The 17677-nt window shown below is 64.5% G+C and carries 10 protein-coding genes; 6 read left to right on the top strand and 4 right to left on the bottom strand.

From position 1 onward, the window contains the following. Nucleotides 1-136 precede the first annotated feature (136 nt). The gene (locus ACF8R4_RS24815) at nucleotides 137-916 is read right to left on the bottom strand and encodes a methyl-accepting chemotaxis protein (RefSeq protein ID WP_371920922.1); all 780 of its coding nucleotides are present in this window, start codon (nucleotides 914-916) and stop codon (nucleotides 137-139) included. 1310 nt (nucleotides 917-2226) lie between these two features. Beyond that, nucleotides 2227-3585: a diguanylate cyclase gene (locus ACF8R4_RS24810; RefSeq protein WP_060499513.1), complete on the bottom strand. Its 1359-nt coding sequence runs from the start codon at nucleotides 3583-3585 to the stop codon at nucleotides 2227-2229. A 248-nt stretch (nucleotides 3586-3833) separates the two neighbouring features. Between ACF8R4_RS24810 and ACF8R4_RS24805 the strand changes: the two genes are divergently transcribed. The 4 genes from ACF8R4_RS24805 (at nucleotide 3834) to speA (ending at nucleotide 8103) form a co-directional block, all read left to right on the top strand. Next, nucleotides 3834-4901 (top strand): DUF2333 family protein, encoded by a 1068-nt coding sequence (locus tag ACF8R4_RS24805; RefSeq protein WP_060499512.1) that lies wholly within the window; start codon nucleotides 3834-3836, stop codon nucleotides 4899-4901. Between the two features lie 2 nt (nucleotides 4902-4903). Beyond that, nucleotides 4904-5440: an NUDIX hydrolase gene (locus ACF8R4_RS24800; RefSeq protein ID WP_060499511.1), complete on the top strand. Its 537-nt coding sequence runs from the start codon at nucleotides 4904-4906 to the stop codon at nucleotides 5438-5440. Between the two features lie 226 nt (nucleotides 5441-5666). Beyond that, entirely contained in the window at nucleotides 5667-6038 is a 372-nt protein-coding gene (locus ACF8R4_RS24795; protein WP_025754639.1) for a translation initiation factor Sui1, read from the top strand. A 151-nt stretch (nucleotides 6039-6189) separates the two neighbouring features. Beyond that, complete coding sequence (gene speA, locus ACF8R4_RS24790; RefSeq protein WP_016715402.1) at nucleotides 6190-8103, top strand: arginine decarboxylase; 1914 nt, start codon at nucleotides 6190-6192, stop codon at nucleotides 8101-8103. Between the two features lie 280 nt (nucleotides 8104-8383). On the opposite strand, the gene ACF8R4_RS24785 is transcribed toward speA, so the two are convergent. Further along, on the bottom strand, nucleotides 8384-9721 hold the full coding sequence (locus ACF8R4_RS24785; protein ID WP_392493659.1) for an MATE family efflux transporter: 1338 nt from the start codon (nucleotides 9719-9721) through the stop codon (nucleotides 8384-8386). 182 nt (nucleotides 9722-9903) lie between these two features. Here ACF8R4_RS24785 and ACF8R4_RS24780 point away from each other — a divergent pair, with 182 nt between their 5' ends. Next, complete coding sequence (locus tag ACF8R4_RS24780) at nucleotides 9904-14805, top strand: alpha-2-macroglobulin (protein WP_392493657.1); 4902 nt, start codon at nucleotides 9904-9906, stop codon at nucleotides 14803-14805. A gap of 139 nt (nucleotides 14806-14944) precedes the next feature. Here ACF8R4_RS24780 and ACF8R4_RS24775 read toward each other — a convergent pair whose 3' ends face one another. Continuing rightward, nucleotides 14945-15238 (bottom strand): hypothetical protein, encoded by a 294-nt coding sequence (locus ACF8R4_RS24775; protein ID WP_016715405.1) that lies wholly within the window; start codon nucleotides 15236-15238, stop codon nucleotides 14945-14947. 77 nt (nucleotides 15239-15315) lie between these two features. Between ACF8R4_RS24775 and pbpC the strand changes: the two genes are divergently transcribed. Further along, nucleotides 15316-17670: a peptidoglycan glycosyltransferase PbpC gene (gene pbpC / locus ACF8R4_RS24770; protein ID WP_104833520.1), complete on the top strand. Its 2355-nt coding sequence runs from the start codon at nucleotides 15316-15318 to the stop codon at nucleotides 17668-17670. Nucleotides 17671-17677 lie beyond the last annotated feature (7 nt).

Genomic DNA, 17677 nt, shown 5'->3' with positions numbered 1-17677 from the left:
GGCGACACATGGCCGCTGAAGATACTATGCCTGTGTCGGCCGTTTCACGATCCCTGTGCGGGCGACGCGATGGATGGCACCGGCTGCGCCGGTGTTCCCGGGCATGCCCGCTCCCACAGGTATCGCGCATGCTTCCTCATACCCTGAACGCCCCCACCGCCCGGTTCAGCTCGCCGCCCAGGCTCAGCAACTGCTCCCCTTGCTCACGCCCCTCGCCAATGCGCTGCAGGTTGTCTTCACCCAACTCATGAATCCGTTCGCTGTGGTCACGAATCTCACTCACCGCGCCGCTTTGCTGCGCCGTGACATCGGCAATCCGCACGGCAGTATCCGAGATGGTGCGAATGGCACAGACAATCTCATCCAGCGCGCCATCCGCCGCTTGGGCCTGGTTGGCTGTGGCCTCGGCATGCTCAAGCTGCGCACGCATCCCTGCCACCGAACTTCTCGCGGCTTGCTGCAGGCGGTCGATCAGTGCCTGAATCTCGCCGGTAGCCCCCGTGGTGCGTTGCGCCAGCGAGCGCACCTCATCGGCAACCACGGCAAAGCCACGGCCCATCTCACCCGCACGCGCCGCTTCGATGGCGGCGTTCAGCGCCAGCAGGTTGGTTTGCTCGGCAATCGAGCGGATCACCGTCAGTACCCCGCCGATGGTGGCCGACTCTTCCGCCAGTTGCTCGATCATGCGGGCGTTGCCTTGCACTTCATCAACCAGTTCACGCAAACCTGACAGGCTCTGGCCGATCACCGCCTGGCCTTGCTCCACCGCACGCCCGGCATCGCGGCTGGCGTCGGCGGCGGCGCTGGCATCACCTGCCACTTGCTGGATGGTCGCTTCCAGTTCGCCCAGGGCGTCGCGGATCTGCCCGGTATCGCCCGCCTGGCGTTCGGCGCCGTCGTGCAGGGCGGCGCTCATACCGGCCAGCGCGTGGCTGCTGCCCGCCACCTGTTCGGCGTTGTGGCGGATGGTGCCGACCAGTTCCACCAGGTACTGGCGCAGGCGGTTGAGCGACTCCTGGATGTCGCGCAGTTCGCGGTTGGTCTTGCCCAGGGTGATACCTTGGGCGAAGTCGCCTTCGGCCCACCGTGACAAGGCGGGTGCCAGGCCGGTGAGGGTACGCGTCAGACGGCGCTGCAGGGTGTCGATCAACAAGGCGATCAGCAGGATCAGGCCAATCATCAAACCCTGGATGATGCGCACCTCGGCGGCAATTTTCGCATGCTGGCCACGCACTTCGGGTTCCAATGCTGCGATGGCTAGCTGCACGGCCTCCAGGCGTTGATGAGTGCTGGCGGCCAGGGCGCCGCGGCGTTCGATTTGTTCGCGGGTACGCTGCAATTCAGCCGGGTAGCGGCTCAGCAGGCTTTGCAGTTCACGCTTTAGGCCAACCGCGATGTCTTCCTGCTGGGCATTGGCCTGGGTCTCAAGGCCCATCATCGCGGCGAAGTCGTCGGCACCGGACTCGGCGGCGCGGGTTACGCCAAGCAAGGGCAAGGCATCGATGGCTTGAGCCTGGGCGCGGATCAGTTGCAGCTCGCGCTCCACCTCGTCGGCAAGCTCCGGGCGGCCGCTGTTGACCAGTTTGTCCCGGGCCAGCGAAAGGCGGCTCAGGTGCACAGTGGCATCGAGCAATGGCAACAGGTAGCGGTTGGCATCGGCGTTGCCGCTGTCGCGAGCGTAGCCGGCCAGTTGTTCGACGTTGGCTCCCAGCTCCCGCTCGGCCTGCAGCAGCAGGGCTTGTGGGTCGCCGGCCAGTTTGCCAGCGGCCAGCAGCTCATTGGCAGTAAAAGCCTGCAGGCTGTCCAGGCTGGGGCGCAGTTTGTCGGCCAGCTCAACGGGCCAGTCGGCCAGGGCGGCCTGCAATTGCTGGTCGCCCTCCATGGCGGCGGCATGGCGAAGTGCGTCGCCGCTGGCCAGGTACGCCTGGATGTTGCGTGCCGTCTGGTTCTGAAACTGCTGAGACAGGCCCAGGTAACGCTCCATCATCTGGTAGGGGCGCTCGAGGGCGCGCTGCGACCACCACAAGGTGGCGCCCAAGGCGAGACACACGGTCACCAGCAACAGGGTGTTGAAATTGGTCAGCCACTTCAGGCGCATAGCCGCGAACTTCCTGCGCAGGGGAGTAGAGGTAGGCGCCTGAAGTTATTGCGATTTTGTGACCGGGTGATGACGACAAGGGCTGGCGTCAGAAAAAAGTGGCACAGTGCCTGTATTGCTAAAACTGCTCAGGGTTCTACCCGCACTACACAGTTACGCCCGGCATGCTTGGCCCGGTACAGCGCCTCGTCCGCCGCACTGGCCATGGTCAGCGCATCGAGCCCGTCATCCAGCTGCACCACGCCGGCACTGAACGTGCACTGCAAATCCCGGGGTTGCGCCGGGTAGAGAATCTCGGCAAAGCGCCGGCGGATTTCGTCCAGCACCTTGTGTGCTGCGTCCAGCGCGGTGTTGGGCATGACAATGGCGAACTCCTCGCCACCGTAGCGGCCGATGAAATCGGTCTTGCGCAAACGCTGCTTGAGAAACAGGGCCAGGCTCTTGATCACCCGGTCGCCCATGGGGTGGCCATGGCGGTCGTTGATCTTCTTGAAATGGTCGATGTCGAGCATGGCAAAGCTCAACGGTTGCTGTTCACGGCGGGCGCGGAAGCTGCAGTCTTCCAGCAGTTGCAGGATGTGGGTGTGGTTGTACAGCCCGGTCAGGCTGTCGCGCACCATACGCGCCTTCAGGTGCCGGGCACGGGCGGCGCGGTTGCGCACGGTGGTGATCAGGTGGCGTGAGCGAAACGGTTTGGTCAGGAAGTCATCACCACCTTCGCTCATGGCGTCCAGCTGTTTGTCCAGGTCGTCTTCGGCAGACAGGTAGATGATCGGCACGCTCACGTAGCGGTCGCTGTGGCGAATCACCTTGGCCAGCTCCGGGCCGGTACAGGCTGGCATGTACAGGTCGAGAATGATCAGGTCGGGCTGGAAGTCGGCAAGCTCCGCCATGGTACGGATCGGGTCGGTCAGGCTGCGGGTCACCATACCGGCACCGGCCAGCACGCGCTCGGTGTACAGGGCCTGGGTGCGTGAGTCGTCGATGATCAGCACGCGCAGCGGGTCTTGCTGGGTGATGTGGGTCAGCAGTTCGACTTTTTCCAGCAGGCTGGAAGCTTCAAGGCTGCCGGTCAGAAAATCCTGGCCACCCGCGCGCACGGCGGCCAGGCGGGTCGGAGTGTCGGCTTCGTGGTGGCTGAAGAACAGCAGCGGAACAGGTTGCGCCAGCGCCTGCTGCACCCGGGCGGCCAGCAGCAAGCCTTGGCCTGCACCGGTGAAGTCGACGTCCATGATGATGGCCGAGGGTGGGTATTCGTTGATTGAAGCGCAGAGCGCCGCAGCGCTGGGCAGCGCTTGCACCACCAGGCCGAAGAATTCCAGCTGCTGGGCCAGGCGCTGGGCGCGCTCGTGGTCCTGCAGCAGGATGTACACCGGTTTGCGCAGGGGCGGCAGCAGCACCTGGTCGAGCGGGTCATCCTTGCGCAGGCCGCTACGCGTCAGCTGCTGGGCGGGGCACTGCGGGCTCGGCTCGACTGCTTTGCTCATGTCCTGGCTACTTATAGGTTGGGGTGTGCAGGGGCAATGATGGCTCTATGCTAGCAGCTCTTTCCGAATACGTGAGTGCCCTGCATCAACAAAGCGGCCAGAACGAATATTCAGTTGCTGACCGATTGGTCGCTTATGCGTACGGGGGTGTCTGCTTTATAGTGCTGCCACACGGGCTTGCCGTGGCACCCTGGCGCAGGCCTGTGGTCCAAGCCCCTGAACCGTCGTGACTGATTAAGGACAAAGCCATGCTGGACTGGAAAAACCGCGAGGCCAAAGCCGAGCCCCGCGAGCGTGTCGATGGCCGCGGCGCTGCTGCCCGTAGCTACCTTGGCGGCCTTTGGAGCCGTGCCCTGGGGACCCTGATCGGGTTGTACCTGCTGGTGTGTATCGGCCTGGGCTGGTACTGGAGCCAGGAGCCTGCGCTGTTCCCGGTGCAGCAGAATGCCCAAGCCGCTGCCGAGCGCACCGGCCAGCAGATGGTGGTGGGTTATACCACCCTCGAAACCCTCAAGACCGTGGCCGGCACCTTGCTGAACAAGCCGGGCGGCTACATTTCCAACGACCGCTTCCCGCCCGGGCTGTGGATGGACAACATGCCGAGCTGGGAATACGGCGTGCTGGTCCAGGTACGCGACCTGTCCCGCGCCTTGCGCAAGGACTTTGCCCGTTCGCAGTCGCAGTCCACCGAAGACGCCGACCTGGCCAAGGCCGAGCCGCGCTTCAACTTCGACAACAAGAGCTGGATCTTGCCATCGAGCGAGTCGGAGTTCGAAGAGGGCATCAAGTCGCTGGGCCGCTACCAGACCCGCCTGGCTGCCGGCGACAAGGGCGCGATCTTCTACACCCGTGCCGACAACCTGAACAACTGGCTGGGTGACGTGGCCACCCGCCTGGGCTCGCTGTCGCAGCGCCTGTCGGCCAGCGTTGGCCGGGTGAAGCTGAACTCCACGCTGAAGACCGAGTCGGTGGTTGCCGGCCAGGCGCCGCAGGTGGATGAAGAGCTGGTGGAAACCCCATGGCTGCAGATCGACAACGTGTTCTACGAAGCCCGTGGCCAGGCCTGGGCGCTGTCGCACCTGCTGCGCGCCATCGAGGTGGACTTTGCCGACGTGCTGGCGAAGAAGAACGCCACAGTCAGCGTGCGTCAGATCATTCGTGAGCTGGAAGCCTCGCAAGAGCCACTGTGGAGCCCGATGGTGCTCAACGGCAGTGGCTTCGGCATGTGGGCCAACCACTCGCTGGTCATGGCCAACTACATTTCCCGGGCCAACGCTGCGGTCATCGACCTGCGTCAGCTGCTGTCGCAGGGTTGATAATGGCCATCAGCCCAAACGAGGCCGCCCACCGGGCGGCTTCCGACCGCGAACTGGTCACTTGGGTGGACGAAGCCGACCAGGTGCTAGGGGCGTTGCCGCGTGCTGAGCTGCGCGAGCGGGTTTTGATCGGGCGTTGCACGTTCATTCTGCTGTTCAACAGTGCCGGTGAGTTGTGCGTGCACCGGCGGACCTTGAGCAAAGCGCTGTACCCGGGGTACTGGGATGTGGCGGCGGGCGGCATGGTGACTGCCGGTGAGGGTTATGCCGAGTCGGCGGCGCGTGAGCTGGCCGAGGAGTTGGGCATTGAAGGGGTGGAGCTGCGGTTTCACGAGCGGTTCTATTTTGACCAGCCCGACAACCGTTTGTGGTGTGCGGTGTACTCGGCGGTGTCGGATGCGCCGTTGCGTTTGCAGCCGGAAGAGGTCATCGAGGCGCGTTTCGTCAGCCTTGAGTTGGCTGAAGAGGAAAGCCTGACGAAGCCTTACTGCCCGGACTCCTTGGCGGCGCTACAGCGCTACAAGGCCAGCCTGAAGTAAAGTTGGGGCTGAAAAGCAGCCCCATTGGCCGGATGGTCGCAAAACATTCGCAAAATGCCGCAATCCAGTACTTAGCAACCGCCCCATTTATCGTTAAACTGCGCGCCCTTTTCGGGCTGTCGCAGGATCTTGCGGCAGTAGCGCCGCCCCTGCCAGAGTGGGGCTTCGCGGTCGGCCTCTACCCCAAGGCACGACCAGTTTTTGTCCTCAGCACAGAGGAACAAAAGTGGCCAAGAAAGCTTCTTCCTTTTCCGCCCTTGGCGGTCTCGTGTACTCCACCGATGCCGGTCGACACTGCCCCGACTGTGGCCAGCCGGTGGACGCCTGCATCTGCAAGCAACAAATCATCCCCGAAGGCGACGGCATTGCCCGTGTGCGCCGTGAGAGCAAAGGCCGTGGCGGCAAGACCGTGACCACCGTCACCGGCGTGCCGCTGCCGCTCGACCAGCTCAAGGAGCTGGCGACCACGCTCAAGCGCCGCTGTGGTACCGGTGGCGCCCTGAAGGACGGAGTGATCGAGATCCAGGGCGACCATGTCGAGCTGTTGATCGGCGAGCTGACCAAACAGGGTTTCAAGGCGAAAAAGTCCGGCGGCTGAGGCCATCGGGCGATTTTTTGCCCAGCGCTTTCTAAACTCGTTCCCGTGGTCAAGGTCTATGCCTGGGCACGGATGAATCGTCATTTTCAGCTTTTACACTCGCTCCGCTGCCTGCGGGGCAGTGTCTTCGACTTATCTATAGGGGACTTGAATGTCCGTACGACGCACACGCAAAGACGATGGTAGCCAATGGACCGTGGCCGACAGCCGCAGTGTTTATGGCATCCGCCATTGGGGCGCTGGTTATTTCGCCATCAATGAAGCCGGGCGCGTCGAAGTGCGCCCCAACGGCCCCAAGAGCGCGCCGATCGACCTGTTCGAACAGGTCGACGAACTGCGTCAGAGCGGCCTGTCGCTGCCACTGTTGGTACGCTTCCCCGACATTCTGCAGGACCGCGTTCGCCAGCTGACCGGCGCGTTCGACGCCAACATCGCGCGCCTGGAATACCAGAGCAAGTACACCGCGCTGTACCCGATCAAGGTCAACCAGCAAGAAGCCGTGGTGGAAAACATCATCGCCACGCAGAACGTGTCGATTGGCCTGGAAGCCGGCTCCAAGCCCGAGCTGCTGGCCGTGCTGGCGCTGGCGCCAAAGGGCGGCACCATCGTCTGCAACGGCTACAAGGACCGCGAGTTCATCCGCCTGGCACTGATGGGCCAGAAGCTGGGCCACAACGTGTTCATCGTCATCGAGAAAGAGTCGGAAGTGGCTCTGGTGATCGAAGAAGCCGCCGAGCTCAAGGTGAAACCCCAGGTCGGCCTGCGCGTGCGCCTGTCGTCGCTGGCTTCGAGCAAGTGGGCCGACACCGGTGGTGAAAAGTCCAAGTTCGGTTTGTCTGCCGCTCAGTTGCTCTCTGTGGTACAGCGCTTCCGCGATGCTGGCCTGGATCAGGGCATCCGCCTGCTGCACTTCCACATGGGCTCGCAGATCGCCAACCTGGCCGACTACCAGCACGGCTTCAAGGAAGCCATCCGTTACTACGGCGAGCTGCGTGCGCTGGGCCTGCCGGTGGACCACATCGACGTGGGCGGTGGCCTGGGGGTGGACTACGACGGTACCCACTCGCGCAATGCCAGTTCCATCAACTACGACATGGACGACTATGCCGGCGTGGTGGTGGGCATGCTCAAGGAGTTCTGCGACGCGCAGGGCCTGCCGCACCCGCACATCTTCTCCGAGAGTGGCCGTTCGTTGACCGCGCACCACGCCATGTTGGTGATTCAGGTCACCGACGTCGAGAAACACAACGACGACGTGCCGACCATCGAGAACAAGGAAGCCCTGCCCGAGACGGTGCAGTGGCTGGTCGACCTGCTGGGCCCGACCGACATCGAGATGGTGACCGAGACTTACTGGCGCGCCACCCATTACATGGGGGACGTGGCGGCGCAGTATGCCGATGGCAAGATCACCCTGGGCGAGAAAGCCCTGGCCGAGCAGTGCTACTTTGCCGTGTGCCGCCGCCTGCACAATTCGCTCAAGGCCCGCCAGCGCTCGCACCGCCAGGTACTGGACGAGCTGAACGACAAGCTCGCCGACAAGTACATCTGCAACTTCTCGGTGTTCCAGAGCCTGCCGGACACCTGGGCCATCGGCCAGGTGCTGCCGATCATCCCGCTGCACCGCCTGGACGAAGAGCCGATGCGCCGCGCCGTGCTGCAGGACCTGACCTGCGACTCCGACGGCAAGATCAACCAGTACGTCGACGAGCAGAGCATCGAGACCAGCATGCCGGTGCATGCGGTGAAAGAGGGCGAGGACTACTTGCTGGGCGTGTTCCTGGTGGGGGCCTACCAGGAAATTCTGGGGGACATGCACAACCTGTTCGGTGATACCGACTCGGTGAACATCTACCAGAATGCCGACGGTAGCGTGTATCACGCCGGTATTGAAACCCACGACACCATCGAAGACATGCTGCGCTATGTGCACCTGTCGCCGGAGGAGTTGATGACCCACTACCGCGACAAGGTGGCCAGTGCCAAGATCACTGCGCGTGAGCGGACCCAGTTCCTGGATGCGTTGCGTCTTGGGTTGACGCGGTCTTCCTATCTGTCGTCTTGAGTGCTGTAGCGCCTATGAGATCGAGCGCCGCCCGCGCGGCGCATCGCGAGCTGCGCTCGCTCCTACGTTTGTTTCGGGCCAGTCATGCCTGTGACAGGCGCGCGCGACCGCCTTGATTGTCCGACGCGATATCGAACCATGCGCCAAAGCGTTCGCGCGCAAAACCCACAGGATTAATTGGCCCGAAACAAACGTAGGAGCGAGCGCAGCTCGCGATGCGCCGCGCGGGCGGCGCGCGATCTCAAAGGCGCTGCAACACCCACGGCATACCCTTCCAGCATTACCGAACCCACTCACCGCTCTGCTGCAACCGCCACCCCACCCATCCCAGCGTCACCGCCCGCAACCCCATGAACCCGAGAAACGCCAACCACAACCCATGGTTGCCGAATCCGCTCATGCCTACCGCCATCGGCAGTGCAATCGCGACTGACACCAACATCGCATTGCGCATCTCCCGTGCCCGGGTCGCACCGATGAACAAACCGTCTAGCAAATAACTCCACACCGCAATCAACGGCAGCAGTGCCAGGTACGGCAAGTACGGATAAGCCGCCGCCCGCACGCTCTCGATATCGGTCTGCAAGTCAATAAACAGGTGCCCACCCAGCAAGAACAGTGCGGCAAATCCCAGGCTGGTAATCAGCGACCAGCCACACGCGACCACCAGCGAGCGGCGCAGGGTATCCCGGTCGCGGGCGCCGATGGCGTGGCCGCACAGGGCTTCGACCGCATGCGCCAGGCCGTCGAGTGCGTAGGCGGTCAGCAGCAGGCCGTTGAGCAGCAGGGCGTTGGCCGCCACGGTGGCCTCGCCCAGGCGTGCGCCTTGCACGGTAATCAGCAGAAACACGAGTTGCAGCGCCAGGCTGCGCAGGAAGATGTCGCGGTTGACCGACAGCAGCGGTCGCCAGGCCTGCCAGCGCTTGAGCGCTGCCCACAAGATCTGCCCTGGGTAAGCCCGCAGTGCCGGGCGGGTCAGGGCCAGGCCGAGCAGGGCAGCACTCCATTCTGCAATCACCGACGCCCGCGCCGAACCCAGCACCCCCCAGTCCAGCCCCAGAACGAACCACAGGTTCAGGACGATGTTCAGCAGGTTGGTGGTCAGCAGAATAGCCAGCGGTGCCCGGGCGTTCTGGGTGCCCAGGAACCAGCCAACCAGCGCGTAGCTGGCCAGTGCCGCAGGCAGGCCCAGCAGGCGGGTATGAAAGAAGTCTTCAGTGGATTGCTGAAGGGCGGCGCTGGGTTGCATCGCCTGCAGTGCCAGCTGGCTGAACGGCAGGGCCAGCAGGCCAATCAGCAGGGCGAAGCCGACCGCCAGCAGCAGCCCTTGGACCAGCACCTGACGCAGCGCTGCGCCGTCACCTCGGCCGGCGGCCTGGGCGGCGAAACCGGTGGCGCCCATGCGCAGGAAGCCCATCAGACCGACCATGAAGGTGAACAGTGTGGCGCCCACGGCCACGGCGCCCAGCTGGTGGGCGTGGGGGAGGTGGCCGATGACCGCGCTGTCGACCAAGGCTACCAAGGGTACGGAGATGTTGGACAGGATCATCGGAGCGGCCAGCGCCCAGACCTTGCGGTGGGTGGGGCGGTGGCGCCAGTCGGTGGTCAGTTGCGACATTGGAGTCCTTGGTCAATTGGGGGCCGCTTTGCGCCCCCGCTTCAACGAATGCGCTAGTGTAACGATCAGGCAACCATTTAGCGCGACGATGGTCTCAGCTTGCGCGCAGCGCCGGGTGTTGCACCCAACCTTGCGCTATAGTTGCTGCCCTCACGTACACGCTGCCAAAGAGTTCCTATTCCATGTTCAACAAAGGATTGTTGCTGGCCTGCGCGCTGGCCTTGCTCAGTGCCTGTGACTCTTCCACGCCAGACAAACCTGCGCCGGCGCAGAAGCCAGTCGCTACAGCGCCCGCCGAAGCCGCTGCACCCAAACGCGAAGACCCCGCCGTGCTCGCCAAGCGCTACGAGGGCCGCGAACTCACGGTGCTGGACGTATCCGAAGTGCAGCTCGATGGCGCGGCCACGCTGTCGATCAGCTTCTCCGCACCGCTGGATGCCAAGCAGGACTTTGCCGCCAAGGTACACCTGGTCGACACCGTCAAAGGCAAGCTCGACGGCGCCTGGGAACTCTCTGACAACCAGATGGAACTGCGCCTGCGCCACCTGGAACCACAGCGCAAGCTGGTGCTGACCGTGGACAAGGGCCTGCTCGCGGTCAACGGCAAGCAACTGGACAGCGAGTCGGTCACCCGGCTGGAAACCCGCGACATGCAGCCGACCATCGGCTTTGCCAGCCGTGGTTCGCTGCTGCCCACGCGCCTGGCCGAAGGGCTGCCGGTGATTGCCCTTAACGTCGACAAGGTCGATGTCGAGTTCTTCCGGGTGAAGCCGGAAATGCTCTCCACCTTCCTGGCCAGCTGGGGGCGCAACAGCAGCCTGTACTACTACCAGTCCAAGGAAACCCTGGACATGGCCGAGCTGGTCTACAGCGGCCGCTTCGACCTCAACCCCGCCCGTAACACCCGCGAAACCGTGCTGCTGCCCATCGCCGGCATCAAGCCACTGCAGGATCCGGGCGTGTACCTGGCAGTGATGCGCGCCTCGGGCACCTATGACTACTCGCAGCCGGCGACCCTGTTCACCCTCAGTGACATCGGCGTGTCGGCACACCGTTACCGCGACCGCCTGGACGTGTTCGCGCAGGCGCTGGAAGGCGGCAAGGCGTTGAGCGGCGTCAATCTCGAAATCCATGACGAGAAGGGCAAGTTGCTGGCGCAGGCCAGCACCGATGGCAAAGGCCACGCCCAGCTGCCGATCACCCCCAAGGCCGATACCCTGATCGCCACCCAAGGTGTGCACACCACCCTGCTGCGCCTGAACACCGCCGCGCTGGACCTGGCCGAATTCGACATCACCGGCCCCCAGGCCAACCCGCTGCAGTTTTTCATCTTCGGCCCGCGTGACCTGTATCGCCCAGGCGAAACCGTGCTGCTCAACGGCCTGCTGCGCGACCAGGACGGCAAACCCGTCAAAGCCCAACCCGTCAGCGTTGAAGTGCGCCGCCCGGATGAGCAGGTCAGCCGCAAATTCGTCTGGGAAGCCGACAGCAATGGCTTGTACCAATACCAGCTGCAACTGGCCACCGAAGCCCCGACCGGGCGCTGGCAGTTGCTGCTCGACCTGGGCGGCGGGCGCAAGCAGGTGTATGAGTTCCTCGTCGAAGACTTCCTGCCTGAGCGCCTCGCCCTGGAGCTGAAGGGCAGCAGCACGCCACTGTCGCCGGATGAAGATGCGCGCATCCAGGTCAATGGCCGTTACCTCTATGGCGCCCCGGCTGCCGGTAATCGCCTGAGTGGCCAGGCTTATGTGCGCCCCCTGCGCGAGGCGGTGCCCGCTCTGCCGGGCTACCAGTTCGGTTCGGTCACCGAAACCGAGCTGAATCAGGATCTGGAACTGGACGAAGTCACCCTCGACCAGGCGGGCAAGGCGGTGGTCGATATCGAAAGCCGCTGGGCCGAAGCCCGCTCGCCGCTGCAACTGACCGTGCAAGCCAGCTTGCAGGAGTCGGGTGGCCGTCCGATCACCCGGCGCCTGGAGCAGCCGATCTGGCCAGCCGAGCGCTTGCCGGGCCTGCGTGGCCTGTTCGATGGCGAGGAAACCGACAGTGACGGGCCGGTGGAATTCGAGGTCCTGGTGGCCGACCGCGATGGCAACAAGCTGGCGGCCGATGACCTCAAGGTGCGGTTGATTCGTGAGCGCCGCGACTACTACTGGAACTACTCGCAGAGCGACGGCTGGAGCTACGCCTACAACGAAAAATTCCTCACTCAGAGCGAAGAGACGGTCAGCGTCAAGGCCGGCTCCACTGCCAAGCTGAGCTTCCAGGTTGAATGGGGCCCTTACCGCGTCGAGGTGGAAGACCCGCAAACTGGCTTGGTTTCCAGCGAACGCTTCTGGGCCGGCTACCGCGCCCAGGACAACGCTGAAGGCGGTGCCGTACGCCCCGACCAGGTCAAGCTGGCGCTGGACAAACCGTCCTACGCCGACGGTGCCACGGCCAAGGTTACCGTCACCCCGCCTGCCGCAGGTAGCGGCTACCTGATGATCGAGTCCAGCGATGGCCCGCTGTGGTGGCAGGAAATCGACGTGCCCGCCGAGGGCAAGACCTTCGATGTGCAACTGGACAAAGCCTGGGCCCGCCACGACCTGTATATCAGCGCGCTGGTGATCCGCCCGGGTGAGCGCAAGGCCAACGCCACGCCCAAGCGTTCGGTGGGTGTGCTGCACCTGCCGCTGGACCGCGCCGAGCGCAAGTTGGCGGTGAGCCTGCAGGCACCGGAGAAAATGCGCCCGAAACAGCCGCTGACCGTGAAGGTAAAGGCCGCCAATGCGGATGGCAGCGTGCCCAAGCAGGTGCATGTGCTGTTGTCGGCGGTGGACGTGGGTATCCTCAACATTACCGACTTCAAAACCCCCGACCCGTTCGCCAGCCTGTTCGGGCGCAAGGCCTATGGAGCCGACCAGCTGGACATCTACGGCCAGCTGATCGAAGCCGGGCAGGGCCGCCTGGCCAGCCTGGCGTTCGGTGGTGACGCGGCCATGGCCAAAGGGGGCAAGCGCCCTAATACCACGGTGACCATCGTCGCCCAGCAGAGCCTGCCGGTGACTCTGGACGACAAGGGCGAGGGCGAGGCCACGGTCGATATCCCCGACTTCAACGGCGAGCTGCGGCTGATGGCCCAGGCCTGGACCGAAGACCACTTCGGCATGGCCGAAGGCAAGACCGTGGTGGCCGCACCGCTGATCGCCGAACTGTCGGCGCCGCGCTTCCTGGCCGGAGGCGACCGCACCAGTCTGGCGCTGGATTTGGCCAACCTGTCGGGCCGCGCTCAGCAGCTGAACGTTGAAATCACCACCGAAGGGCAACTGAACCTGGCGGCCAACGCTGTGCAAAGCGTTGCCCTGGCCGAAGGCCAGCGCTCGACGCTGATGATCCCGGTGCAGGCCCAGGGCGGCCTGGGGCAAGGCAAGGTGCATGTGCGGGTCACAGGCCTGCAACTGCCAAACGAGCCGACCACCGCGTTCGAGCGGGAGTGGACGTTGGGCGTGCGCCCGGCCTACCCGGCGATGCTCAAACACTACCGCGTGGCCCTGAAAGACCAGCCATGGACACTGCCCGAAGCAGACCTGGCGGCCTTCGAGCCTGCCGGCCTGGAAGCCAGCCTGGCCTTGTCGAGCCGGCCACCGCTGAATCTGGCGGAGCAGATTCGCGCCCTGGAAGCCTACCCCTACGGTTGCCTTGAGCAGACCACCAGTGGCCTTTACCCGTCGTTGTACGCCGATGCCGAGAGCCTCAAGCGCCTGGGCATCAAGGGCGAGCCGGCGGACGTGCGCAAGCGAAAGATCGAGATGGGCATCGAGCACCTGTTGGGCATGCAGCGCTACAACGGCAGCTTTGGCCTGTGGGGTTCGGACAGCGAAGAAGAGTACTGGCTGACTGCCTACGTCACCGACTTCCTGCTGCGTGCCCGTGACCAAGGTTACGGCGTGCCGGCTGAGGCGCTGAAGAAGGCCAGCGAGCGCCTGCTGCGCTACCTGCAAGAGCGCAATCTGATCGAAGTGGACTACAGCGAAAACGCCGACCACACCCGCTTCGCCGTGCAGGCCTATGCAGCGCTGGTGCTGTCACGCAGCCAGCAGGCGCCGTTGGCTGCTTTGCGTGGCCTGTTCGAGCGCCGTGCCGATGCGCGTTCCGGCTTGCCGCTGGTACAACTGGCAGTGGCACTGGACAAGATGGGCGACAAGCCGCGAGCCGAGCAGGCTTTGCAGGCGGGCCTGGGCATTAGCCGTGGCAAAGGCTGGATGGCGGACTACGGCAGCGCACTGCGCGATCAGGCGTTGATCCTGGCCTTGTTGCAGGAGAGCAATCTGGCCAGCAGCCAGGTCGACCAGCGGCTGTTCGCCTTGTCGGACGAACTGGCGGCCAACCGCTGGTTGTCGACCCAGGAGCGCAATGCACTGTTCCTGGCCGGCCGTGGTCTGTTGGGCAAGCCGGAAGGCAAGTGGCAGGCCCGCCTGGACACCGCTGGCGAGGTGCGCGAGTTCAACAATGCCGAAGCCGGCATGAAGCTGGAAGGCCCGTTGCTGGCTTCGCCGCTGAGCGTGCAGAACGAAGGCAGTGAGACGCTGTACCAGCAGCTGACCTTGTCCGGTTACCCCCGTCAGGCGCCTGCCGCCGGCGGCAATGGTATGCAGATTCGCCGTGAATACCTGGGCATGAATGGCCAGCCGTTGGACCTGCATAACCTGCGCAGCGGCGACCTGGTGCTGGTGCACCTGGCGCTCAAGGCCGAAGACCGCGTGCCGGATGCCTTGGTGGTGGACTTGCTGCCTGCAGGCCTGGAACTGGAAAACCAGAACTTGGCGCAGAGTGCTGCCAGCCTGGACAACGCCAGCACCGCGGTGAAGGAATGGCGCGAGTCGATGCAGAATGCCAGCGTGATGCACCAGGAGTACCGTGATGACCGTTATGTTGCCGCGCTCAAGCTCGACGGCTACGGCACCACCCACCTGTTGTACCTGGCGCGGGCGGTGACCCCGGGCACCTATCGCGTGCCGCCGCCGCAGGTTGAGTCGATGTACCGGCCGAACCTGCAGGCCGTGGGGGATGGGCAAGGGGAGATGACCGTAAAAGCCCGGTAATTTGGGAGCTACAAGCTACAAGCTACAAGCTACAAGCTACAAGCCGAGTGGCATACACATGCCTTCTTGCAGCTTGCAGCTTGCAGCTTGCAGCTTGCAGCTTGCAGCTTGCAGCTTGCAGCTTGCAGCTTGCAGCTGCTCAGTGAATCACCCAGCTCATCACCCACAACCCCAGCACCAGCCAGATGATCCCGAGGATGATCGAGGCGCGCATGAACGCGCGGATGGCCGAGTACAGCAGCATCAGGCCGACGATCAGGGCCAGGATGCTGAGCAGCGAGGTGTCCATGCCCAGTGTGCGCGCCAGGCCGTCGATGAAATTGCCGCCAGCATTGGCCAGCAGGTTGAACAGCCCGCTCAATGCGTCGACGATGAAGCGGATCAACGACCCCAGTGCCTGGCCCAGCCACTCGAAAAAACCTTCTACATGCATAGTTGTTTCCTGATGAACGATTCGGCGAGGTTGCCGTTCCCAAGCCTTTGGCCATCACCTGGCCAGGTCGGTTCCCGATGCCAAGCTTAGCGCGGCCGTGCACGCGTGCGGGCAAGTGGTTGCGTGCCACGGTAATCGGCTTGCTGGTGCTGTGTGGCCTGGTGTGGCTGGCTGACCGCATCTGGCCGCTGCCCATGCCGGGCGACGACCTGGCCCGGGTGGTGGTGGCCGAAGACGGCACGCCGTTGTGGCGCTTTGCCGATGCCGAGGGTGTCTGGCGCTACCCGGTCAGCCCTGACGAAGTCTCTCCGTTGTACCTGCAGGCCTTGCTGACTTACGAGGACCGTTGGTTCTACCGCCATCCCGGGGTCAACCCGCTGGCCCTGGCCCGAGCCGCTTGGCTGAACCTGCGCGGCGGACGCGTGGTGTCGGGCGGCAGCACGCTGTCGATGCAGGTGGCACGGCTGCTCGACCCGCATGAACGTACCCTGTCTGGCAAACTGCGCCAACTGTGGCGTACGGCGCAGCTGGAGTGGCATCTGTCCAAGCGCGAAATCTTGCAGATCTACCTTGACCGCGCACCCTTTGGCGGCACCTTGCAGGGCGTTGCCGCAGCCAGCTGGGCGTACCTGGGCAAATCACCCATGCACCTGACCCCGGCCGAAGCAGCGCTGCTGGCGGTACTGCCACAGGCGCCCAGCCGGCTACGGCCGGACCGCCATCCCGCGCGTGCCCAGCGTGCCCGCGACAAGGTGCTGCAGCGTCTGGCCGAATACCAGGTATGGCCTGCGCAGCAGATCCGCGAGGCAGCCGAAGAGCCGCTGGTTCTGGCACCACGCCAGGAGCCCGCCTTGGCGCCCTTGCTCGCCAGAAGGCTGAACAGCGCCGACAGCCCACCGCTGATCCGTACCACCCTCGATGCCGCGCTACAGCGGCGCCTGGAGGATTTGCTGCTAGGTTGGCGCTCACGGCTGCCGGAGCGCACCTCCGCCGCGATCCTGGTGGTTGAAGCGCAGACCATGGCGGTGCGTGCCTACCTGGGCTCGATCGACCTGGCTGATGAGCGTCGCTTCGGGCATGTCGACATGGTGCGTTCGCTACGTTCGCCGGGCTCTACGCTCAAGCCGTTTCTGTACGGCATGGCGCTGGATGATGGCCTGATCCATTCTGAATCGCTGCTGCAGGACGTGCCACGCCGCTATGGCGACTACCGGCCCGGTAACTTCTCCATGGGCTTCAGCGGGCCGGTGTCGGCCAGTTCGGCGCTTGCCCTGTCACTCAACTTGCCGGCAGTGCAATTGCTGGAGGCCTACGGCCCGAAACGCTTTGCCGCGCAACTGCGAATGGCGGGTATGCCGCTGATACTACCGCCGCTGGCCGAGCCCAACCTGTCGTTGATCCTCGGTGGCGCCGGTAGCCGGCTGGAAGACTTGGTGGGTGGTTATGCAGCCTTCGCGCGCGGTGGCAACAGTGCGAGGGTACGCTTGCAACCGCAGGATCCATTGATTGAACGGCGCCTGCTGTCGCCTGGCGCGGCATGGATCATCCGGCGCATTCTCAGTGGTCAGGCGCGCCCGGACCGCGACCCGCATGCCGAGTTGGTGCAGCGCCCGCAACTGGCCTGGAAAACAGGCACCAGCTATGGCTTTCGCGATGCCTGGTCGATTGGCGTGAGCCCGCGCTACCTGATCGGCGTGTGGATCGGCCGCCCCGATGGCACGCCGGTACCCGGCCAGTTCGGCCTGGCCTCGGCGGCGCCACTGATGCTGCAGGTGCATGACCTGCTGAGCAACCGCGACAGCCAGCGCGGCATCAGCGTGCCGGTGGAGCGAGTACCGGCGAATATCGGGGTGGCGGCGATCTGTTGGCCGCTGGGCCAGCCGATGAGCAAGCAGGACCCCAACTGCCGGCGACAGCGTTTTGCCTGGACCCTGGATGGCACCACGCCGCCAACCCTGCAAGCTGCCGATCAGCCGCTGGGCCTGGGCCTGCGTGAGCGCGTGTGGGTCAACGAGCAGGGGCTGCGCGTGGATGGTAGCTGCCCAAGCGCCAAGGCCCGTGACATCGCGTTGTGGCCGGCCCCGCTGGAGCCTTGGCTACCCCGTGTCGAGCGGCGGGCGTTGCGCCTGCCGGCCATCGACCCGGCTTGCCCGCCGCAGGTGCCGGCCAGCGCACCGCCGCTGTCGATCGTCGGCGTGCGCCCCGGCGACAACCTGCGCCGCCCGGCCACCAGCAGCGAGCCGTTGCAACTCTATGTATCGGCCTTGGGTGGCGGCGGGCGGCGCTGGTGGTTCCTCAATGGCCAGCCCTTGGGCGAAACCCAGGGGCAGGACAGCCTGCTGCTTCGCTTGCCGCAGGCCGGACAGGCCGAGCTCAGTGCGCTGGATGAAAGCGGCGAGACGGCGCGGGTGGCGTTCCAGGTCAGCGAGTAGGCGTTCG

It is taken from the genome of Pseudomonas sp. FYR_2 (genome assembly GCF_043106425.1).
In the GTDB taxonomy this organism is placed as follows: Bacteria; Pseudomonadota; Gammaproteobacteria; order Pseudomonadales; family Pseudomonadaceae; genus Aquipseudomonas; species Aquipseudomonas monteilii.
This window is presented reverse-complemented; position numbering and strand designations above follow the sequence as displayed.